Source organism: Psychroserpens jangbogonensis (assembly GCF_000797465.1).
Taxonomy (GTDB): domain Bacteria; phylum Bacteroidota; class Bacteroidia; order Flavobacteriales; family Flavobacteriaceae; genus Psychroserpens; species Psychroserpens jangbogonensis.
Genome location: NZ_JSWG01000004.1, coordinates 20,013 through 42,532, shown reverse-complemented (window position 1 = coordinate 42,532; position 22,520 = coordinate 20,013). Strand labels below are relative to the sequence as shown.

21 protein-coding genes are annotated in these 22,520 nt (G+C 33.0%); 7 read left to right on the top strand and 14 right to left on the bottom strand.

Going from position 1 to position 22,520, the window contains the following annotated elements; genetic code table 11:
• Complete coding sequence (locus tag RH81_RS02485; protein ID WP_033957251.1) at window positions 1-480, bottom strand: GNAT family N-acetyltransferase; 480 nt, start codon at window positions 478-480, stop codon at window positions 1-3.
• A gap of 122 nt (window positions 481-602) precedes the next feature.
• On the opposite strand from RH81_RS02485, the gene fbp reads away from it, so the two are divergent.
• A complete protein-coding gene (gene fbp / locus RH81_RS02480) occupies window positions 603-1,607 on the top strand; it encodes a class 1 fructose-bisphosphatase (protein ID WP_033957249.1) in 1,005 nt (334 codons plus the stop codon).
• Window positions 1,608-1,655: 48 nt separating this feature from the next.
• On the opposite strand, the gene RH81_RS02475 is transcribed toward fbp, so the two are convergent.
• The gene (locus RH81_RS02475; protein WP_033957246.1) at window positions 1,656-2,087 is read right to left on the bottom strand and encodes a tellurite resistance TerB family protein; all 432 of its coding nucleotides are present in this window, start codon (window positions 2,085-2,087) and stop codon (window positions 1,656-1,658) included.
• Between the two features lie 100 nt (window positions 2,088-2,187).
• Between RH81_RS02475 and mfd the strand changes: the two genes are divergently transcribed.
• The 3 genes from mfd to RH81_RS02460 all read left to right on the top strand — a co-directional run bounded on the left by mfd (window position 2,188) and on the right by RH81_RS02460 (window position 7,773).
• Complete coding sequence (gene mfd / locus RH81_RS02470; protein WP_033957245.1) at window positions 2,188-5,517, top strand: transcription-repair coupling factor; 3,330 nt, start codon at window positions 2,188-2,190, stop codon at window positions 5,515-5,517.
• Complete coding sequence (locus RH81_RS02465) at window positions 5,514-6,383, top strand: DMT family transporter (protein ID WP_033957244.1); 870 nt, start codon at window positions 5,514-5,516, stop codon at window positions 6,381-6,383. The genes mfd and RH81_RS02465 overlap by 4 nt, the downstream gene beginning before the upstream one ends.
• 79 nt (window positions 6,384-6,462) lie before the next feature.
• Entirely contained in the window at window positions 6,463-7,773 is a 1,311-nt protein-coding gene (locus tag RH81_RS02460; protein WP_033957241.1) for a TlpA family protein disulfide reductase, read from the top strand.
• Window positions 7,774-7,832: 59 nt separating this feature from the next.
• Here RH81_RS02460 and lysM read toward each other — a convergent pair whose 3' ends face one another.
• Both lysM and RH81_RS02450 read right to left on the bottom strand, forming a co-directional pair.
• The gene (gene lysM / locus RH81_RS02455; protein ID WP_033957239.1) at window positions 7,833-8,342 is read right to left on the bottom strand and encodes a peptidoglycan-binding protein LysM; all 510 of its coding nucleotides are present in this window, start codon (window positions 8,340-8,342) and stop codon (window positions 7,833-7,835) included.
• Window positions 8,343-8,506: 164 nt separating this feature from the next.
• Window positions 8,507-9,457 carry a hypothetical protein gene (locus RH81_RS02450; protein ID WP_033957237.1) on the bottom strand — a complete coding sequence of 317 codons (951 nt, stop codon included), beginning with the start codon at window positions 9,455-9,457 and terminating at the stop codon, window positions 8,507-8,509.
• Between the two features lie 109 nt (window positions 9,458-9,566).
• Between RH81_RS02450 and RH81_RS02445 the strand changes: the two genes are divergently transcribed.
• Window positions 9,567-10,568, top strand: a complete 1,002-nt coding sequence (locus tag RH81_RS02445) for an NAD(P)H-dependent glycerol-3-phosphate dehydrogenase (protein WP_033957236.1) — start codon at window positions 9,567-9,569, stop codon at window positions 10,566-10,568.
• 22 nt (window positions 10,569-10,590) lie between these two features.
• Here RH81_RS02445 and RH81_RS02440 read toward each other — a convergent pair whose 3' ends face one another.
• Complete coding sequence (locus RH81_RS02440) at window positions 10,591-10,986, bottom strand: hypothetical protein (protein ID WP_033957235.1); 396 nt, start codon at window positions 10,984-10,986, stop codon at window positions 10,591-10,593.
• 65 nt (window positions 10,987-11,051) lie between these two features.
• Between RH81_RS02440 and RH81_RS02435 the strand changes: the two genes are divergently transcribed.
• Window positions 11,052-13,412, top strand: coding sequence for a S9 family peptidase (locus RH81_RS02435; RefSeq protein WP_033957234.1), 2,361 nt, complete (start codon window positions 11,052-11,054; stop codon window positions 13,410-13,412).
• Between the two features lie 21 nt (window positions 13,413-13,433).
• Here RH81_RS02435 and pheS read toward each other — a convergent pair whose 3' ends face one another.
• From pheS to RH81_RS02420, 3 genes are all read right to left on the bottom strand, one after another.
• The gene (pheS, locus tag RH81_RS02430) at window positions 13,434-14,453 is read right to left on the bottom strand and encodes a phenylalanine--tRNA ligase subunit alpha (RefSeq protein WP_033957233.1); all 1,020 of its coding nucleotides are present in this window, start codon (window positions 14,451-14,453) and stop codon (window positions 13,434-13,436) included.
• 33 nt (window positions 14,454-14,486) lie between these two features.
• Window positions 14,487-14,918 carry a lipocalin-like domain-containing protein gene (locus RH81_RS02425; protein ID WP_033957231.1) on the bottom strand — a complete coding sequence of 144 codons (432 nt, stop codon included), beginning with the start codon at window positions 14,916-14,918 and terminating at the stop codon, window positions 14,487-14,489.
• Between the two features lie 152 nt (window positions 14,919-15,070).
• Complete coding sequence (locus tag RH81_RS02420; protein ID WP_033957228.1) at window positions 15,071-15,427, bottom strand: hypothetical protein; 357 nt, start codon at window positions 15,425-15,427, stop codon at window positions 15,071-15,073.
• A 126-nt stretch (window positions 15,428-15,553) separates the two neighbouring features.
• On the opposite strand from RH81_RS02420, the gene RH81_RS02415 reads away from it, so the two are divergent.
• Window positions 15,554-16,075, top strand: coding sequence for a CvpA family protein (locus tag RH81_RS02415; RefSeq protein WP_033957224.1), 522 nt, complete (start codon window positions 15,554-15,556; stop codon window positions 16,073-16,075).
• 55 nt (window positions 16,076-16,130) lie between these two features.
• Here the strand turns inward: RH81_RS02415 and RH81_RS02410 are convergent, their stop codons facing one another.
• The 6 genes from RH81_RS02410 to RH81_RS02385 all read right to left on the bottom strand — a co-directional run bounded on the left by RH81_RS02410 (window position 16,131) and on the right by RH81_RS02385 (window position 22,513).
• The gene (locus RH81_RS02410) at window positions 16,131-16,760 is read right to left on the bottom strand and encodes a carbonic anhydrase family protein (RefSeq protein ID WP_033957220.1); all 630 of its coding nucleotides are present in this window, start codon (window positions 16,758-16,760) and stop codon (window positions 16,131-16,133) included.
• 12 nt (window positions 16,761-16,772) lie between these two features.
• On the bottom strand, window positions 16,773-18,635 hold the full coding sequence (locus RH81_RS02405; RefSeq protein WP_033957216.1) for a SulP family inorganic anion transporter: 1,863 nt from the start codon (window positions 18,633-18,635) through the stop codon (window positions 16,773-16,775).
• A gap of 138 nt (window positions 18,636-18,773) precedes the next feature.
• Complete coding sequence (locus RH81_RS02400; protein WP_033957213.1) at window positions 18,774-19,073, bottom strand: hypothetical protein; 300 nt, start codon at window positions 19,071-19,073, stop codon at window positions 18,774-18,776.
• A 59-nt stretch (window positions 19,074-19,132) separates the two neighbouring features.
• Window positions 19,133-19,891 carry an SH3 domain-containing protein gene (locus tag RH81_RS02395; protein WP_033957201.1) on the bottom strand — a complete coding sequence of 253 codons (759 nt, stop codon included), beginning with the start codon at window positions 19,889-19,891 and terminating at the stop codon, window positions 19,133-19,135.
• An 11-nt stretch (window positions 19,892-19,902) separates the two neighbouring features.
• Window positions 19,903-21,681 (bottom strand): BatD family protein, encoded by a 1,779-nt coding sequence (locus RH81_RS02390; RefSeq protein WP_033957190.1) that lies wholly within the window; start codon window positions 21,679-21,681, stop codon window positions 19,903-19,905.
• Between the two features lie 10 nt (window positions 21,682-21,691).
• Window positions 21,692-22,513 (bottom strand): tetratricopeptide repeat protein, encoded by an 822-nt coding sequence (locus RH81_RS02385; RefSeq protein WP_033957187.1) that lies wholly within the window; start codon window positions 22,511-22,513, stop codon window positions 21,692-21,694.
• Window positions 22,514-22,520 lie beyond the last annotated feature (7 nt).

Below are 22,520 nucleotides of genomic sequence, written 5' to 3'. Positions count from 1 at the left end.
TTATAATTTTGATAAATAATTTTTTATTCCGTCTTCATCTAAGTGAACAACATCCCAATCACGCTTCACGTCTGCTCCTTTTTTCTCATAAAACTCTATAGCTGGTTCATTCCAATCAATGACTTCCCAACTCACGCGTTTCACATCTAACTCGTTGCCATATTTAACAACTTCGTCTAAAAGCGCAGTACCTAAACCATGACCTCTCATGTCTTGCTTAACAACTAAATCTTCTAAGTGCAAAATTGGGCCTTTCCATGTTGAAAAACGCATATAAACCAAAGCCATCGCTTTTACTTTTCCATCAACATCAGCAACAAAACAATGAAATTTAGGATGATTTCCAAACCCATAATTCTCTAAATCTTCAACTGTAATAGAAACGGCATGAGGCTCTTTTTCAAAAACAGCCAATTCTTTAATTAGGTCAAAGATTTCTGGCATATCTTTTTTTACAGCTACTCTTACGTTAATATTCATTTAAAATTAATTTAGGTAAAGATAGTTTAAAAGTTATGTTTAAGAAAACATTAAAAGCCTAGCGAAAACGTTGTAGTTTGTTAAAAAATACGATATTTGCATAAACTAATCATTTAGAATAAATGTCTCAAAAAAATCAAACTCTTGGAGAGTTTATTATCGAAAATCAATCCTCGTTTAAATACACATCTGGAGAGTTATCAAGACTTATAAATTCAATTCGACTAGCTGCTAAAGTGGTAAATCACGAAGTAAACAAAGCTGGTTTAGTTGATATTATTGGGACTGCAGGTGATACAAATATTCAAGGTGAAGATCAGCAAAAACTAGATGTTTACGCAAATGATAAGTTTATTCAAACCATGACCAAACGTAATATTGTTTGTGGAATCGCAAGTGAAGAGGAAGATGATTTTATTTCTATAAATAGTCAGGATGAAAACCACCAAAACAAGTATATCGTTTTAATTGATCCTTTAGATGGATCTTCTAATATTGATGTTAATGTGTCTGTAGGAACAATTTTTTCAATCTACAGAAGAGTAACACCAGTAGGAACACCTGTAACAATTGAAGATTTTCTTCAAAAAGGGAATCAACAAGTAGCAGCTGGATATGTGGTCTACGGAACATCAACTATGCTCGTATATACGACAGGTGATGGTGTTAACGGATTTACTTTAAATCCTGCAATTGGATCATTTTATTTATCACATCCAGACATGGAATTCCCAGAAGATGGTCAAATCTATTCTGTAAACGAAGGAAATTACATTCACTTTCCACAAGGGATTAAAAACTATATTAAGTATTGCCAAGAGGAAGAAGGCGATAGACCTTATAAGAGTAGATACATTGGATCATTAGTTTCTGATTTTCACAGAAATATGATTAAGGGTGGAATTTATTTATATCCTAAAAGCTCTCAAAACTCTAATGGTAAATTGAGATTGCTTTACGAATGTAATCCAATGGCGTTTTTAGCAGAACAAGCCAATGGTAAAGCTAGTGATGGGTTTACAAGAATTATGGATGTAGAACCTACCGAATTACACCAACGTGTACCTTTTATTTGTGGTAGTAAAAACATGGTAGAAAAAGCTGAAGAATTTATGCGTAACGCATAAAAAAAAGCAGTCTTTTCAAACTGCTTAAATTCTATAACTAAGAATCGTTTATTGATTCATGTGTTTCATTTTATTTATAAAGTCATCAAGATCTACTTCATAATGCACTAAAGTCAGTGCCTTATCTGTAATGTATTTTACATTGTCTTGATTAAAACCTAACCCTATAGATAATTTTTCTAACAAACCTACTTGATCTGGTCCTTCAATATGATCTGCCCAAACCATACGAGCTAAATCATAAAGACGTTCTAAACGCATATCGTACGATAATGGAGGATTAATTGGATGACTCTTGTAATCTTTAAGTATATCTTTATAATCGATCTCTGTAATATCTAAACGTGTTGCTAGACGGTCTAAAAATGCTTTTTCTGCTTCATTAATAATTCCATCACTCATGGCAACTCTTACAATTGCTGCAAAATGATCTTCATTACGTTTTTTAAACCCGCTTTCGAATAATTCTGAAAATGACATATATTTTGATTTTTTTAAGTGTCACAAAGATAGTTTTATTAATACATTTTAACAATACGCCATAGCACAAATATTTTATATTTGCACAAAATAAAATGTCTTGAGTAAAACCATTCTCTCGCAAACGTATGCACAGGCTTTGCAAATGCAAAATCTGCAGACTTCTATTGCTCAAACTGGAGCAAAATTACATATAAAAGGTTTAGTTGGTTCTTCATTATCGCTAGTAATTAGCGAAGCATTTAAAGCTTCCGAACTCCCATTTTTACTGATATTTAATGATAAGGAAGAAGCCGCTTTTTACCTCAACGATTTAGAAGTACTACTAAATGATAAGGATGTCCTTTTTTATCCTGGTAGCTATAGAAGACCTTATCAAATTGAAGAAACTGACAATGCGAATGTATTATTAAGAGCAGAAGTTTTAAATCGAATCAATTCTCGAAAAAAGCCTGCTGTTATTGTCACCTATCCTGATGCACTTTTCGAAAAAGTTGTAACGCGTCGTGAACTTGAGAAAAACACGTTAAAGATTTCGGTTGGTGATGAGTTGTCTATTGATTTTGTTAACGAGGTATTATTTGAATACCAATTTAAGCGCGTAGATTTTGTGACTGAACCTGGAGAGTTTTCAGTTCGTGGTGGTATCGTAGATGTTTTCTCCTTTTCTCATGACGAACCCTATCGTATTGAGTTTTTTGGTGATGAAGTAGATAGCATTAGAACTTTTGATGTAGAAACGCAACTCTCTACAGAACAAATTAAAAAGATAGGCATCATTCCAAATGTTGCTAATAAATTTTTAGAAGAAAGCAGACAGAGTTTCTTGAAATATATCGCTCAAAAAACCGTGATATTTTCTAAGAATACTGATTTACTGTTTTCAAGAATTGATGAGTTCTTTGGAAAAGCAGAAAAGACATTTAAAGCCTTGTCTTCAGAATTGAAACATTCAGAACCTGAAGAATTGTTCTGTAATTCAGAATTACTGAAACGACAACTTCTTGATTTTAGTTTGATTGAATTTGGAACAACAAGCGTTTTTTCCGCAGAACAAATAATATATAATACAGCTCCTCAGCCATCATTTAATAAGCAATTCAACTTATTAATTGAAGATCTTAATACGAACCACGATAGAGGATATTCAAATTACATCGCTTGTGTTAGTGAACAACAGGCAAAGCGATTTCATGATATTTTTGAAGATGTAGAAGAAAATGTGCACTACAAAACTATCGTTTTGTCTTTATATCAAGGGTTTATAGATCATGATAAAAAAATCACCTGTTATACAGATCATCAAATCTTTGAACGCTATCATAAATTCCATCTCAAAAATGGATATGCCAAAAAGCAAGCCATCACACTTAAAGAATTAACCAATTTAGATATTGGAGATTATGTGACACATATTGATCATGGTATTGGGAAATTTGGTGGACTTCAGAAAATTGATGTTGAGGGCAAAAAACAGGAAGCTATTAAATTAGTATATGGCGAACGAGATGTGCTTTATTTAAGTATTCATTCGCTTCATAAAATCACCAAGTTTAATGGTAAAGATGGTAAGCCACCAAAAATCTATAAACTTGGAAGCAAGGCATGGAAAACACTTAAGCAGAAAACAAAATCTCGTGTTAAGGAAATTGCATTCAACCTTATAAAAGTTTATGCAAAGCGAAAACTAGAAAAAGGTTATCAATACAAACCTGATAGTTACCTTCAGCATGAGTTAGAAGCGTCATTTGTTTATGAAGACACTCCTGATCAAATTACATCTACTGCAGATATTAAGGCAGATATGGAAAGTGAACGACCTATGGATCGTTTAGTTTGTGGTGATGTAGGTTTTGGTAAAACTGAAGTTGCTATTCGCGCGGCTTTTAAAGCAGTAGACAACGGAAAACAAGTTGCGATATTAGTGCCTACAACAATTCTAGCCTATCAACATAATAAAACATTTACCGAACGTCTTAAAGATTTTCCGGTTACTGTAGATTATCTCAACCGTTTTAGAACGGCTAAAGAAAAAAGAACCACTTTAGAAAAACTTGAAAAAGGACATGTAGATATACTTATCGGAACACATCAATTGGTTAATAAAAATGTGAAATTCAAAGATTTAGGTTTGCTAATTGTCGATGAAGAACAAAAGTTTGGTGTCGCTGTAAAAGAGAAACTAAAAACGCTCAAAGACAATGTGGATGTGTTGACGCTTACGGCAACACCAATTCCAAGAACCTTGCAATTTAGTTTGATGGCAGCACGTGATTTATCTGTGATTACAACTGCACCACCAAATCGTTTCCCTATAGAAAGTAATGTGATTCGTTTTAATGAAGAAACCATAAGAGACGCGGTCACATATGAAATTCAGCGTGGTGGACAAATCTTCTTTATTCATAACCGAATAGAAAACATTAAGGAAGTTGCTGGTATGATTCAGCGTTTAGTTCCTGATGCGAAAATTGGTATTGGTCACGGACAAATGGAAGGTAAAAAACTAGAACATCTCATGCTTGCTTTTATGAATGGTGAATTTGACGTTTTAGTAAGTACAACAATTGTTGAAAGCGGATTAGACGTGCCTAATGCGAATACCATTTTTATAAATAATGCGAATAATTTCGGACTTAGTGATTTACACCAAATGCGAGGTCGTGTAGGTAGAAGTAACAAAAAAGCCTTTTGTTATTTTATCACTCCTGAATATTCAGCAATGACCAATGATGCTCGAAAACGTATTACAGCTCTTGAGCAATTTACTGAGCTTGGAAGCGGTTTCAACATTGCAATGAAAGATTTAGAAATTCGTGGTGCAGGTGATTTATTAGGAGGTGAACAAAGCGGATTTATTAATGATATTGGTTTTGACACCTATCAGAAAATCTTAAATGAAGCCATTGAAGAACTCAAGGAAAATGAGTTTAAAGACTTATACCAAGATGACGGAAAAGAGAAAGATTACGTCAAAGACATTACTATAGATACTGATTTTGAATTGCTATTTCCAGATGATTATGTAAACAATATTACGGAACGTTTAAATCTGTACACCAAACTCAATACTCTTAAAACCGAAGAAGAACTTCATACGTTCGAAACTGAAATTATTGATCGCTTTGGAGAATTACCAATTCAGGTTGTTGATTTATTGAATAGTGTACGTGTGAAATGGATTGCTACCAAAATTGGATTAGAAAAAATCATTATGAAGCAAGGCCGTTTTGTTGGTTATTTCATAAACGATCAGAAAAGTGCATTTTACCAAAGTGACAACTTTACTAAAGTTTTGAAGTATGTTCAAACAAGGCCTAAAGATTGCAAAATGAAAGAAAAGCAAACCAGAAATGGCTTACGATTACTCTTGACCTTTGAACATGTAAAATCAGTTAAGCAAGCCTTGAAAAGGATTCAAGACATATGAAAAGTGCACATCTAAATCATGTACTTTGGTTAACAGTTGCTACTATCTTTATAAGTACATCTGGAACATTAGGCAAATACATAGATATGCCAATTCCAGTAATTATTTGGTGGAGATGTGCATTAGCTTCGGTTTTTTTATTTGTGTTCTGTAAATACAAAAAAATTAAACTCAAAATTCATACTGGTCCTGACAAGCTTACCTTTATTATTTCTGCAGTTTTTTTAGGTACACATTGGATTACGTACTTCTATGCACTAAAAGTTTCAAACGTCGCCATTGGAATGTTGTCGTTATTCACTTTTCCTTTAATTACCGCTTTTCTCGAGCCCTTGTTTTCAAAAGTAAAGTTTGACCTAATGCACATATTACTTGGAGCTTTGGTTTTACTTGGCATTTACTATTTAGCTCCCGAATTAGATTTACAAAGTTCAGCCTTGCAAGGTGTTTTATTCGGAATGCTTTCAGCAGTTTGTTATGCCATTAGAAACCTAATGCTAAAACAACATGTAACCACCTACAATGGGAGTTTGTTGATGTTTTATCAAGTATTAATTTTAACAGCGGTATTGATTCCAACGTTATTTATAATGGATACTTCAACAATTGAAACTCAATACCCTTATGTGATTCTTTTAGCACTACTAACTACAGCAATAGGCCACACTTTATTTGTAAATAGTTTAAAGTATTTTAAAGCTAGTACTGCCAGTATTATTTCTAGCACACAGCCCATTTTTGGGATTATTATTGCATTTTTCTTTTTGAATGAAATTCCAACTTGGAATACCTTTATTGGAGGAACTCTGATAATTTCAACCGTAGTTATTGAAAGTATCCGATCAAAAGATAAATCAAAACAATAAATTTCAGATATTTGGCTTAATATTTGAAATCATTATGGTTGTGAAATACAAAGCGTTTCACTTTAATTAATTCATACCTATGAGATATTTATTTATTTTCCTGTTATTCATTCCAATTAGCATGTTTTCACAACATACTATCAATGGTACATTTGCGCCTGCTTCAGATTATACGTATGCATTTTTATATCATGCAACACCTACTGGTTCAGATTATGTTGATAGAGCAAAAATTGATGAAGAAGGTAACTTCACAATTCCTTTAGATTCTTCGGTAACCGCTGGGATTTATAAAATAGTTTATGCGCTTCCACCAGAAGAAAACAATTTTGACCTGATATTTAATGGAAAGGAAAGTGTCTCGCTAACCTTTAGTACAGATAAAGGTTTAGAGTTTACAGATAGTAATGAGAATAAACTATGGTCATCCTATACTAATAGTATGGATATGGTGAATAGAACTATTAGCAATTATTACACCCAAGAAAGTACCGATAAAAAAGGATTTCATGATATTTTTAAAACCTTAAAGGATACTCAGATTGCTTTTGAAGAGGCATCAAAAGGAACTATGGCTTCTAAATTCATTAAGGCAAATACACCTTATATTCCTGAAACTTATGAAGATGTATCAACCTATTCTTCTAACTTAAAACGCACCTTTTTATCTCATGTAAACTTTAGTGATACCTTATTACAAAGTTCTGATTTTTTGGTTGATCGTGTATTAGCCTATATCTTCGGAATGACCGCAAGCACAAGCAATGAAACGTATAAAGCAGATGTAGATCATGTAATGAATAGTATTGGCGAAGGTAAAGTCGAAATCAAAACAATGCTTCTAGAAATGGTGTGGAGTCGTTTTAAAAACATGGAAAATCCGGAAGTTGCAAATTACATTTCTGACAACTATTTAATGGAATTAAGTAAAACAGGCAACTACTTAATCTTAACCGAAACACAAATCGTTTATCAAAATAATCAAATTGGTAAAACAGCACAAAACTTTGATTTAGCCATTTCAGAAAATGGAGAAACAACGACGACAACACTCCACGATTTAGATATGGCTGAGCAATATCTAATTATATTTTGGAGCAGTACATGTGGCCATTGTCTTGACGAATTACCAAAAGTAAAAGCGATACTAGATTCAAAACCGAATTTAAAAGTGATTGCTATTGGTCTTGAAGAAGAAGTTGAAGGTTGGCAAAAAGCCATTTCTGAGTACACAGACTTTGTACATGTGCTTGGTTTAGGTAAATGGGATAATCCTATAGCAAATGCTTACGGAGTAGGCGCAACACCAACTTATATCTTGCTAGATACAGACAAAACCATTACAGCTAAGCCATATGACTTTGAAGGTTTAGAGAAAATTTTGGAATAACCTAAAACAAAAAAAAGCGCAACTTAAGGTTGCGCTTTTTTTTTGATACTATTTTACGTTTAGTCCATATGTGGAATACGTAATACTTGACCAGGATAAATTTTATCAGGATCTGTCAACATTGGTTTATTTGCTTCAAAAATCACAGGATATTTCATAGCGTTACCATAATAGTTTTTTGCTATTTTACCTAAAGTGTCTCCACTTACAACTGTATGAAACTGAGCTTCTGGCTCAACATGTTCAACCGTCATTTGATCATCAACTGTTGCTATTCCTGCTGTATTTCCAACCACTAAAATTACTTTTTCTCTTGTTGCTTGATCATAAGCCATTCCAGAAATTCTAGCCATATCATCGTCTATAAATACTCTAAGACCTTCAACGTGTAATTGTAAGTCTTTAATTGTCCCTTCAAGGTTTCTTGCTGCTGCATCCTCAATTCGTAATTCTTCCATAGCTACTTTTGCTGTAGCTGTTGCTTTTGCTTCTGCTGCTTCTTCATCTGTTGTTTTACCAATTCCGAAAACTTTAGCCCCTGCGTTTTTAATAAATGAAAATAATCCCATAATGTGATATTGATTTAAAGTTAATAGTTAATTATAAAGTTATAGATATCTCTTAGACATCTATCCTTTAGACACACTAAATTTCAAAAAGTCACATTAAAAGAAAACGCCCAGCTCAAATTAATGAGGTGGACGTTTCTGGAAACTAAATAACCAACCAAAATTTAGCTCCTTTTATTTACCCTAGGGTTATCTTTTTTAGCAGTTTTCTGCTTACGTTTTTTAAGTTCTTTTTTTCCTTCAATTTTTCTTCCTTCTGCATCAGTCTCACGTAAGAATTGAATATATCCTCTTCCTGTAAACTCGTATACAGTACCAGATGTTGGATGGTACAATTCTATTCTTTGATCATTTATAACGCTCAATTCGAAGAATTCATTGTCGAAAAAGTCATAATCTAATGTTAATGTTTTCAAGTACATATTATTGCTAATATTTCCTACGCCATAAATTCCAGTATAATCCCAGTAAATATTATCTGGATTCCCGATGTTTACATCTTGAGAGCTTCTAAACTCTGAATCGTTTCCACCAGCTAAAAATTGTAAATAGTTTTCATTATCAAACTCATTTAACATACCCATTTGACTTGTATATGTTTTGTCCCAAGCTTCATATTCCTGAAGGAAATAATGAATGTTATCATAAAACACATAGTCATAATCAAAATTGCTTCTTTGGTATCCATTTAAAAAATAAGACGTGTCGTTGTAAGGATTATATAACTCTATGGTATTATTATCAATTTGATACACATCAAACGTTTGGTAACCATCAATATCATGATACACATCTAAAATCATATCATATGCATCGTAAGTTCCAACATCAATTCCAAATCCGTTACCTTGATTTCCAAAACCAACTAAATTGTTATTAGCGTAAACCAATCCGTTTTTAAATGACATTGTAAATGCAATTTGCAAGAAAGGAGTTTCACCAGATCCTAAAGTTTGATTGATATCTACATACCAAAGCTCATAAGAACCTAATAATTGATTTAAAGAAATACCTGGTTGATTATCAAAATCGTTAATAATCACTTCTTCGGTATAACAAGACGTTAAAAGTGTTGCACTTAGAACAAAGCCTAAAAGTATTTTTATCGTTTTCATAATCTTGAATTTTTGGGTTACTATGGTATCTAATCCAAAACGCGTGCCATAAATAGAAGTCTCTATATTTTGTGTATTTTTGAATAACTAAAAAATTGATGATCCATTTATGAATCAACCTTTAAAATACGCCGTTTTTGGAGCAGGAAGTTGGGCAACAGCTATTGTAAAGATGCTTTGCGAAAATTTAGATGAAGTGGGTTGGTACATGCGAAGCGTGTATGCTAAAGAGCATTTACTAAAAGAACAACATAATCCGAGTTATTTAAGTTCGGTAGAATTTAAAATTGAACAGCTCAAATTAAGTAATGATATTAATGAATTGGCGGAATGGGCTGATGTTTTGATTTTTGTAATTCCTTCAGCTTTTATGCATTCTGAATTAGAAAAACTCTCTGCTGATATTTCTCAAAAAACCATTGTATCTGCCGTTAAAGGGATTATGCCTCAATCTGGTTTATTGGTTGGTGAGCATTTTCATGATATTTATAACATTCCATTTGAAAATATTGCAGTTATTGCTGGACCTTGCCATGCAGAAGAAGTTGCGCTTGAGCGATTATCTTATTTAACGATTTCTTGTGCAGATGCTGAAAAAGCACAAACTATTGCGGATACCTTATCTAGTAATTATATCAAAACAAAAATCAGTGATGATATTATTGGTACTGAATATGCTGTAATGCTAAAAAACATTTATGCTATTGCTGCTGGAATTGCTCACGGATTAGGTTATGGAGATAATTTTCAAAGTGTCCTTATGAGTAATGCCATTCGTGAAATGAAGCGTTTTATTAAAAAGATGCACAAAATGAAACGAAACATTAATAATTCGGCCTATTTGGGTGATTTATTAGTGACTGGTTATTCTACATTTTCACGTAATCGTATGTTTGGAAACATGATAGGAAAGGGTTACACTGTTAAGTCTGCTCAAATGGAAATGAGTATGGTTGCCGAAGGTTATTATGCAACAAAAAGTGCACATGAGCTTAATCTCAAAAACACAAAGAAAACACAGTTACCAATCATAAGTGCTGTTTACGATATTTTATATGAGAATAAAGACCCTAAAAAAGTCTTTAAAAAGCTAACTGATAAATTAGATTAAAATAATCCATCGCAAGAATTGGCTACTTCACCAAAACTCCTTTTAATTGCATTAACGGAACAGTTTGCAATGCTTTAGTATTTATAGTATTCTTTCTGAATAGGTACGTTTTGTCAAGCATTTGATTGCCTTCAAAAAAAGTGACTTTAAACTCGTTGTTGAGCTCAAGCACATCATTTTGCATAAACTCTATTTTAGCATAACTCCTTGCAGGTAAGAGTTTTATCGTATGACGCATGATCGGTGTAATCTTTTTTTCTGAATAGCCATTTGTAACAATTAAAACGGTTTCTAAATCCACATCTTTATTATTGATAATATAAGCGTTCCAGTCATCTGTTTTGTATTCTGGATGTTGTTCTTGGACTACAGCTACAAAAACGTCTTTTACTTCAGGAATTTCAATATCTTTTCTCATGTCATTTCGTGGGTATTGTGAAATACTTTATTTTAGAGCAAAAATAATCCATTTAATACTTTCTGATGATACAACGCTCATTTTTCCTACTGCTTTTCCTTACAAGTTTAAGTTTTGCTCAAGTTAAAAACGATTCAAAGCTAACCATAGATCAAATTATGCAAGGAGAAGATTTTGTAGGTTATTTACCTACTAATGTCTCTTGGTCGAACGATAGTAATCACATCAATTTTAGTTGGAATCCAGATAATGATACCATTAGGTCTACATATCAAGTAAATATTAATTCAAAACAAATTGAAAAATTATCATTTAAAGCTTTAAAAGCAAGTGATAATGATGGTGATTTCTCGAAAGATTACAGTCTGAAAGTATATCAAAAAAGTGGTGATTTGTTTTTATTAGATCTCAAAAACGACACGACTAAACGCCTTACAAGCACAACTGCATATGAGTCTAATCCACAATTTTCTGGTGATGAAAAATCTATTCTTTATGAGTTAAGCAACAATCTCTATCAGTGGAATATTGAAGATGGTACTTTGACACAATTAACCGATTTTAAATCAGGTAACAAACAATCAGAGCGTGCACCAAAAGAATTAGACCAATGGCTCATGGATGATCAATTAGAAAATATCAACATCTTAGAAAAGCGTAAAAATGAGAGTGATGCTAAAACCTATAGAAGCGAGCAAAGTCAATTGGATAAAATAGATCCTGTTTATATAGGAGATAAAAATTTATTTGGACTTTCGGTATCTCCAGATTTAAATTATGTGTTTTATAACTTGTATGTTACACCCAGCGACAAAAAAACTATTGTTCCTGATTATGTTACCGAAAGTAGTTACACAACAGATTTAAAAGCAAGGTCAAACGTAGGAAGTCCGCAATACACTAATGAATCTTGGATTTTAAATCTGAAAACAGGAACACATTACCAAATTAATACAGATACTATTGAGGGCATCAAAGATAAACCTGAATTTTTAAAAGATTATGCCGTAAACTTATCTGAATACAAAGACACTTACGAAGACGAAAGAGAGGTTACCATTAATAGTATAAATTTTTCAGAAGACGGAAAAGCAGTTGTAAACATTGTATCTGCCGATAATAAGGACAGATGGATTATGTTAGTAGATTTGAGTAATGGTAATTTAAAATTGATAGAAAGACAACATGATGATGCTTGGATTGGTGGACCTGGAATAGGATGGTTTTCAAATGGAGACATTGGGTGGATTGACACTGATAATATTTGGTTTAAATCTGAAAAAACGGGATATGCACATTTGTATTCTGCTAATGTGAATTCTGGAAAGATAATAGCATTAACTCAAGGTGCTTTCGAAATTCAAGAGGTGAGCTTATCTAAAGACAGCAAAACCTTCTTTTTAACGAGTAATAAAGTGAGTCCACATGAGCAGCATTTTTACCATTTGCCTTCAAAAGGTGGTAATATGAAACAAATAACTTCACAAGTTGGAGGTCATGAGGTTACAGTATCTCCAGATGAAAAATCTTTAGCTATTCGGTATTCTTTCACAAACAAACCTTGGGAGCTTTATGTCATGCCAAATAAAGCTGGTGCAAAAATGACTAAACTCACAACGTCTACTACAAAAGCATTTGATTCTTACAATTGGATTAATTCTGAAATCATAAACTTTACAGCTCGTGATGGTGCAGAAGTACCTGCTACATTATACAAGCCTACAGAGGCTAATAAAAATGGAGCTGCAGTGATATTTGTTCATGGCGCAGGATACCTTCAAAACGTGCATCGTTGGTGGCCTTCATATTTCAGAGAATACATGTTTCATAATATTCTAGTCGATAATGGTTACACAGTCTTAGCTATAGATTTTAGAGCAAGTTCTGGTTATGGTCGTGATTGGAGAACTGCTATTTATAGACATATGGGTGGAAAAGATTTAAACGACCAAATTGATGGTGCTCAATATTTAGTTGAGAATCAAGATATTGATAAAGACAGATTAGGTATTTATGGCGGATCCTATGGTGGCTTTATAACTTTAATGGCAATGTTTAACTCACCAGACACTTTTAAAAGTGGTGCCGCTTTACGATCTGTTACAGATTGGGCTCATTATAATCATGGTTATACTTCTCCTATTTTAAACACGCCTGTTGAAGATCCAAAAGCATACAAACAAAGTTCTCCATTATATTTCGTTGAAGGTCTTAAAGGGAATTTATTAATGTTACATGGTATGATAGATACCAATGTGCATTTTCAAGATGTGGTACGTTTATCACAACGCTTAATTGAATTGAAAAAAGAGAATTGGGAACTATCTGTATTTCCTTTAGAAGGACACGGATTTAAAGAAGGTTCAAGCTGGTCTGATGAATACAGACGTATTTATAAATTATTTGAAACCACAATAAACAAGTAGATAAGAGTGCGTCTTATTAACTTATAAGGCGCCTTTAAACTGCTCTAAGAAACGTACATCATTTTCACTTAGCAAACGAATATCGCTAATTTGGTGAAGCAATAACGCAATACGATCGATTCCCATACCAAAAGCAAAACCTGAGTATTCTTTAGAATCAATACCACAGTTTTCTAATACATTAGGGTCTACCATACCACATCCCATAATTTCTAACCAACCTGTTCCTTTGGTCATCTTATAATCGGTTTCGGTCTCTAAACCCCAATATACATCTACCTCAGCACTTGGCTCAGTAAACGGGAAATATGATGGACGCAAACGAATTTTAGACTTCCCGAACATTTCGGTAGTGAAGTATTGCAAGGTTTGTTTTAAATCGGCAAAACTCACATCTTTATCAATATATAAACCTTCTACTTGATGGAAAAAACAGTGTGAACGACCTGAAATTGCTTCATTACGAAACACACGACCAGGAGAAATAGTACGAATTGGAGGTTTATTATTTTCCATATAACGAACCTGAACAGAACTTGTATGTGTACGTAATAACACATCAGGATCTGTCTGAATAAAAAACGTATCCTGCATATCTCTAGCTGGATGATATTCTGGTAAGTTTAATGCTGTGAAATTATGCCAATCGTCTTCAATTTCTGGACCTTCACTTACGTTAAATCCAATACGAGAAAAGATATCTATAATTTGGTTTTTTACGATAGAAATAGGATGACGAGCACCAATCTCAATTGGTTCTCCAGGACGTGATAAATCACCATATAATCCAGCAGTCTCCTCTTTATTTTCTAACTCTTCTTTTAAGGCATTTACTTTTTCTTCAGCTGTTTTTTTAAGCTGATTGATAGTTTGCCCAAATTCTTTCTTTTGTTCTTTAGCTACATTTTTAAACTCGGCAAAATAATCGTTCAGTAAGCCTTTTTTACCTAAATACTTAATACGGAATACCTCAACTTCTTCCTTAGATTGTGCTTTAAATGCTTCGGCTTCTGCAATGAGTTCTTTTATCTTATCTATCATAATACCATAAAAATGAACCGCAAATTTAATGAATTAGGAACGTAAAAACACAAAAAGGACAGAAATACCTTCTGGATTTTCATCTGTTGTATCTACTCTGAATTTCATAATAAGAGTAGTTTCAGTAAAAGTAACTTGAAAAACACGATCATCGTCTGTCAATTCTGCTGTTGTATTATCTATGTTTTCCCAAGTACCAGTGGCTGGAGGTGTTATTGGAATACACTCATAAGAAGAATTGATTCCGTATAGTTGCCACACAAAAGTATTATCATTTAAAAACGTCATGTTTTCTAAATGACCACATTCTCCCCATTGTACTGGCACACCATCATAAGTTAGTTCTGAAATGATCCAATTTCCTTCAATTCTTGTTTCATTTTCAGATGAGTCATCATCACTACCACATGAAACCACCAACAGTACTGAAATCATTAAGAATATAAAACGTCTATAATAGGTCATGTTTTGGTTTTAAATTTTAATACTAATCAAATATAGCTAACTGAAAGTATAGTGCGTTAAGGATGGAGGTTCTGCTGGAGCTCCTCAAAGAGAGCGACTACCGAGAGCCTGACGATTTAGTGCTAAGTGCATTAAAGGGTAACGCCCAACTTTTAATCTATAAACTTAGTTTCTATAAAATAGTTAACAATAGCGTCTTTCATTAAAACACTTTGCTCTCCTGCTTTTAAAGTTGGTAACTGTTCATTAACTTTATAATGAGGCCATCCATCTTCGTCAACAAATTCAAATTCATAATAACCATAAGGTGACAGCAGCTTACAAATAGCAATATGCATTAAATCGATCTTGTGGTCTTTTTTGAATTTGCGATCAAATTGTCCTAATTCTTGGACTCCAATTAAATAAATAATGGCATCTAAATCTAAGGTGTCTCCATCTGCAAATTGAGTAGATAATTTTTTAACTACTAAATCCCATCGCTCTTTTAATTGTTCATCTCTCGCCATATTGTATCCTTTAAAAATGGAATGCTTTAAATTATAATTTGCGAAGTTAATAAACTATAAGCTCTTGAAAAGCGTTATTATTTTAAAATGAGAAAATTTATGTACGTTTGCTAAAACTCATACACTATGGCTTTAATTGATATTATTCTAGGTTCGCTTTTACTTTTCGGGCTTATAAGAGGTTTTATGAAGGGACTTTTTGTTGAAGTGGCTTCTTTAGTAGCCCTTATTGCAGGTGTTTATGGCGCGATACATTTTAGCACTTTTGCTGCAGAACTTTTGGACAGCAAATTAGATTGGGATGAAAAATATATTAATCTAGTAGCTTTTGCAGTCACGTTTGTGATTATTGTTTTGGTAATTGCACTTGCAGGAAAAGCATTAACTAAACTAGCAAATTTTGCAGCTTTAGGAATTTTAAACAAATTACTAGGTGGTGTATTTGGAGCTTTAAAAATTGGTTTAATTTTAAGTGTGTTGCTTATTGTATTTAATAATATGAATAATACCATTCCTTTTGCAGATGAAGAAGATTTGAAAGAATCTATTCTTTTTGAACCTGTAAAAAGCTTGGCTCCAATGATTTTTCCAAGTATTTTAAATAAGGGAAAAGAAGTTCCAAATGAGGATACGGAAGGTGACTCATAAGCATAAAAAAACTGCCTATATAACATAGACAGTTTTTATTTATATGGTGAAATACTTAAACCATTTCTACTTTTCCTGAATGCAAACTATATACAGCTCCAACTATTTGGATCTCTCCTTTATCTTCCATTTCGGCTAATATTGGACTTTTCTCTCGAATTCTATCCATAGTAAGAATTACATTATACTTTACAGTTCTGGCAACAAAAGCACTGTTTTCTGAAGTTGTTAAGCCATCTTCTTCTTCAGTAGCTTTTCTAACTGCAGGCACAATATTATCTAGCATTGCTGTAATATTACCAAGCTCTACACCATCACAAGCAGCTTTTACTGCACCGCAACTTTCATGACCTAAGACTAAGACAAGTTTACTACCTGCTACTTTGCAAGAGTATTCTAAACTTCCTAAGATATCTACGTTTTCAAAATTTCCAGCTACTCGAGCTACAAAAACATCTCCAATAGCTTGGTCTAAAACTGTTTCAACTGGCACGCGAGAATCAATACAAGACAGCACAACTGCCTTTGGAAATTGACCTCCTGTAGTTTGATTTACTAAAGCCGAATTATCTGTAGATTGAGAATTACCGTCAACAAAACGGTTGTTTCCTTCTAATAAATCTTGTAAAACCTGACTTGGTGATAATGCGCTTTGTACGTCTTTTGTTATTGCTATATTTTTCATTTGTTTATGTTTTTAATAATTATCCTTTGCATTTGCCTTAATCCAAGTCAAACACTCTTTAAATGATTTGAAGATATGTTCATTTGGAATGAAATCTGGAATAATATCGATACGCTCCATCATATAACGAGGCTGCTTCAAAAGTCCAACGAACAACACTTCTATATCATTTTTTTTAAGTTCCTGTAACATATCTTCCATTGCATATAATCCGGATTGGTCCATATATTGCATGCGTCCCAATCTTAAAATTACAATAGAAGCTGTATCTGGTATTTGTAAAGTGAGTTGCTGAAAATCTGAAGTTGATCCAAAAAACAATGGTCCTTTTAAGTGTTTTATAAATACTTCTTCTTTTAATTTATTAGGAAAATTAATCTCATCATCCCAAACTTCTTCTTTTAGTGGTTTTACATCTGAACGTTCTCCTGTAAGGTCGCCAATTTTTTTCATGAACATTAATGATGCAATCACCAAACCAATTCCTACAGCATAAATTAAATCCCAGAATGTAGATAGTAATAATACAACTATCATAACTAATACTTCAGAACTCAATTTAAATGGTCCTAATTTGATGTCTCTAGGCAAACTTGGAATTGCTTTTAGGCCTTTATAATCCATCACTCCAATTCCTACAGTTATTAATATTCCGGCTAATACTGCTGCTGGAATTTTAGATGCTACTGGTCCTAATGCCAGCATAATCATTAATAACATCACACCTGCAATCATGCCAGAAAGTTTTGTTTTTCCACCTGCATTAATATTTACAACTGTTCTAATAGTAGCACCAGCACCTGGTATTCCTCCAAATAAAGCTGCAATACTATTTCCAATACCTTGACCAACTAATTCTTTGTTAGGGTTGTGTTTAGTTTTGGTCATATTATCTGCTACCACACTTGTTAACAACGAATCTATTGCTCCTAAAAGAGCTAATGTAAGTGCTGAAAATATGTATGGTGTTATACTTCCTAAGTCAAAACTGGTAAACATTTCTAATTTTGGAATTGGAATCCCTCCAGGTATTTCTGAAATTGGTCTATATCCCAAATTAAAACCGTAAGCAATCCCAGACATAACAATAAGAGCAACTAATGTACTAGGTATGGCCTTCGTTATTCGTTTAAATCCATAAATAATAATAATGGTTCCAAGTGCTAATAACAACTCTAACCAATTAATATTTCTTAAGGCTCTTGGTAATACTTTTAATGCTCCAATTGTACCTGAAGCTTCTTTTGCTGCTAAGGTTTGAGATTCATTCAAAATTTGTTCTGGAGAAATTTGATGAGCACGCTCAATCGTTTCTTTAAAATTTTCAAGTACCAAGATACCTTCTCCTGCTTCTTCTTTTAATATATTCTCAAGCATAAGTTCTTCCGCTTGAGGTTTGAACTGCTCAACAAACTCCATATCTTCCTTAGGATAATATCCTATAGATGGTAATATTTGAGTTAATAGAATTATTACACCAATGGCTGTCATAAAACCAGAAACTACAGGGTAAGGAATATATCGTATATATTTCCCTAAGCCAATCAATCCTAATCCTACTTGTATCAATCCTGCGAGTAAGAATACAGTTAAAATTGCTGGTAAAGCTTTCTCTACACTTCCATCATTTGTAGCAATAATTCCTGCAATAATAACCATACTCACAGCAGTCATGGGTGCTGTTGGCCCAGAAATCTGAGTAGCTGTTCCTCCAAAAAGTGCAGCAAAAAAACTGATGAATATGGCGCCATATAAGCCAGCTTCTGGACCCAAACCAGAAGACACACCAAATGCTAAAGCAAGAGGTAAAGCGACAATTCCGGCTGTAATTCCTCCAAAAGCATCTCCTTTTATATTTGAAAATAAATTTTTCATATGTAATTATTGGTTTAATATATTAAATAAGTACTGAATTAAATAATCTATATTCAATTCAAACTTAAATTTTAAAAGTAAGTTTTAGTAGTAAAATAATGCCATTGTATAAGAGGCAATAGATAGATTGTAATGATTTTAAAATAATTCGGGAGGTGGGAAAATTAAATTAAGATGAGGTTTCTGATAAGTTTTAAAGGCATACTCAAGATGCTCTCTATTATTTGAAGTAACAAAACCCTCTATTTCTGTGTCTGAATCAACTACAAATTTCTCAAACTCTATCGTGCCTTCTTTTCCTTTCTCCTCTTCTTCTTCAGAAACATCATAGATATAAGAGATGTCAATTGAATCATCTATAGCCAATAGAATAGTTGGCGCTGTAACAAGCGACAAAAATACGAATGAAAAGAAAATGGCTACTATACTTTGGTTCATGGTTGAATTAGAAAGGAACAAATATAAAATTAGATTATTAGAATCTTGTTAAATAATATTTAAAAATTCTTCAACATTTTGATATCATCATTTGCGATCCAACCCACTTTACCATCAGATAATTTGATTTTTTTCCAGTTACTAACCGTATCTAAGACTTGAACTTTTGTTCCTTCATGAAGGACAAAAGATTCAGTGCTTCTCAAATTTGGTTCGCTTTTAATCTTGGTTTCCTGAGCAAAAATAATCGCTGGTTGATCATTGCTAACCAATTTAAATTTATGAAAAGCAAAAACTAAAGACACTATTGCTAGTACAAATGAAAGATTACTAGTTAAAAAAGTTAATCGCTTTTTTGATGTAGAGTGCGAAAAATAATAAGCTATAAATAGCATAACAAAAAGCATAACAAAAACAATTGCGGTTTTAGCCCAACCGTCAAAACTCATCATATTTGTTACATTTTTTATGAGTTTTGAGATGCCTACTTCAGGCACTGAATCAATGGCATCAACTGTCATATTTCTAGCAAAAGCAATATTATTTTTGATGTCTTTATCGTTGGGTTTTAATAACAGTGCTTTTTCATAGTAATAGATACTAGGCGCAATGTGATTCAGTTTGTAATGTGCATTTCCAATGTTGAAATATAATTCTGCAGAATGCTCTCCTGAATTTAAAACTGTTTTATATTTTTCTAAAGCTTCGGTATAATTTGCATCATTATATAAAGCGTTTGCGTCGTCAAAAAGTTGACTGTTTTGAGCAAATGTTAGTATGCTTCCAAAAAATGCTAATATGTAAATTAGTTGCTTCATTAATGTTTTAACTATCTCAGTTCTTTATCAATTATTGAAATTGTTTTAGCAGCATTATCATAATCCTGTTGCATTTCCACATTCGTAATTGGCGTATATCTAGCCAATTCACAATGTTCAAGAATATTTATAAACTCTTGTATTGAATCTGTATTAACTTGTCGCTCAGTTAATGTCACTTGTATTTTTTCTTTACTAAAATCACTAGTTTCAATATGCAACTTAGCCTTAAGATAATTATGCAGTGCTTTCTCTAAAGCGATATAAAAAGCTTCTTTTTGACCTAAGGCTTTTTTTGCTTCGGTTAAGTAACGTCTAGCAAGTTTATCTGCTTTTCTAATTCTATTTCCAAAGACATCTGCATTGCGTTCTTCTTTTTTCTTACGATAAACCAATGCTAGTGGAATGGCTAAAAAAGGCAATAATAACGAAGTCCAAAATACCGAGCTTTTAAAGTAATAATTAGAGTTTATAGGTTCCAAATTGGCATCTGATTTTACAAATGCAAACTGATCTCCGCTTAACACTACGTTTTGCTTTCCATTATTACTTGAAGCAATATTATTATCTGAATTTGAAGTATTTACTGGTCCTTCAAGTACATTAATTACAATCTCACCTGACGATACTGTTTTATAACTTTCAGTTTTAGGATTAAAATAAGAAAACGAAATACTCGGTACAGGATATTTACCTTTATACTGTGGAATAATGGTGTAATTATCTGAAATAGATCCATACATTCCTCCCAGATTTGTCTTTACATTTTCATTGTGTTCCGGCTCATAAACTTCAAGTGAATTAGGCAACGTCAACTTAGGTAATTCGAAGAGTTTTAAATTTCCATTTCCAGTAACCTCAACTCTAGCTTGTAACGATTCTGAAGCATTTAATTCGGTTTTAGATGCTATGACATTAAACTTAAAGTCTCCTACTGCTCCTGAGAAATTATCAGGTTTATCGTTTTCTGGTAATGGCTTTACATTTATCGTTCTACTTCCAGCTGAAACACGCTTATTAACCTGTGTCATTAATCGACCACCAAAAATATCTCTACGTTTAGTTGGCACTTCAACAGTAACATCTAAACTTAGTGGCTCTATTTCTAATTTTCCTGTTTTTTGAGGATACAAGACTGTTTTTCTAAGAACAACATACCTATAGTTATCATTACCATTATAGCTACCGTTCTGAATTTTCAGGCCTTTAATATTAATATTCTGGCTCCAGAAATCATTAAATCTTGGATTGTCAATCTCTCTCCAATTACTTACGCCTGTGCTCTGTGAAACATAAAGCTTATACACAACAGTAATAGCTTCGTTTAAGTATGGATTTGGCTTAGAAATTTCTGCAACTAAATGTATGTTTTCAGAAGCAACATTTTCAGCATTATCAGGATCGTTAGGTCGTTTTACAGCAGATGTAACATTTACAGTTACAACTTGTGTTTTATAGACTTCACCATCAATTTCTATAGTAGCTTGTGTAATTCTAAGAGGTCCTCTTTTTTTAGGTGCAAGAAAATAACTATATGTTTTTTTATAAGACCTTTTTCCATTTAACCAGGACTGGCTAACAGCCGTATTTGGTCCACCAACTACAGTAAAGAATTTGAAATCTGGCGGATTAAAGTTATCGCCATCTTTATTCATTTCAAAATCGATACGTAACCGTTCATTAATACCCAGCTTAGTCTTACTCACTTTAGCTTCAAACTTTATTTGCGCAGAAGCTATGCTAGTACCTAAGATTACTAATAATAACGTTATGTGTTTTATGAGTCTCATTTGAAAAGCGTTACCAATCTTTTTCTGTTTTTACTTTTGCCCCTTTTTGTTTTTCGGCATTGATTTTTTGCTGAACCTTTTGCTCTTGGTTATTCATAGCCTCTAACAAGTTCTTTATTTGCTGAGGAGATAATTGGCCTTGCTTTGGTTGTGGCTTCCCTTCTTGGTCTTTATTTTTGCCTTCTTTCCCGTCTTTTTCATCTTTAGGTTTTCCTTGATCGTCCTTTTGATCATCACCTTCCTTTTTATCTTCGTCGCCTTCGTCTTTTTTATCTTGATCGTCTTCCTTTTCTTCGTTTTCTCCTTTATCCTTTTCTTCGTCCTCTCCTTCTTTTTCCTCTTCTTTTTCTTGTTTATCGTTTTCATCCTGCTGTTGTTGCTCTGCACATTCTTTTGCAATAGCAAAATTATAACGTGTTTCGTCATCAGTTGGATCATTTCTCAATGCGCTTTTGAATGCTTCAACAGCTTCTTTACACATTTTGTTTTTCATAAGAATATTACCAATGTTATGATAAGCCTTATGTTTTTCTTCTTTGGACGTTGCATTTTCAGCAGCTTGATTATGACGAAATAATGCTTCATCATATTGCCCTTTTTCGTAATATGAGTTTCCTAAGTTATAGCTTCCTGCTATATTGGTTGGTTGCTCTGAAATGGCTTTTCTATATTCCATTTCTGCAGAAATGTAATCCTCTGAATCAATGAGTTCATTGCCTTCATGAACATAATTATTTGCTTTTTGAAGTTGACGTTCTTTCTCTTTGTTTTTATCTTGAGCAAATGAAACAGCAGATCCTAAAACCATTAAAATGATAAACAATTGTTTCATCTTATAA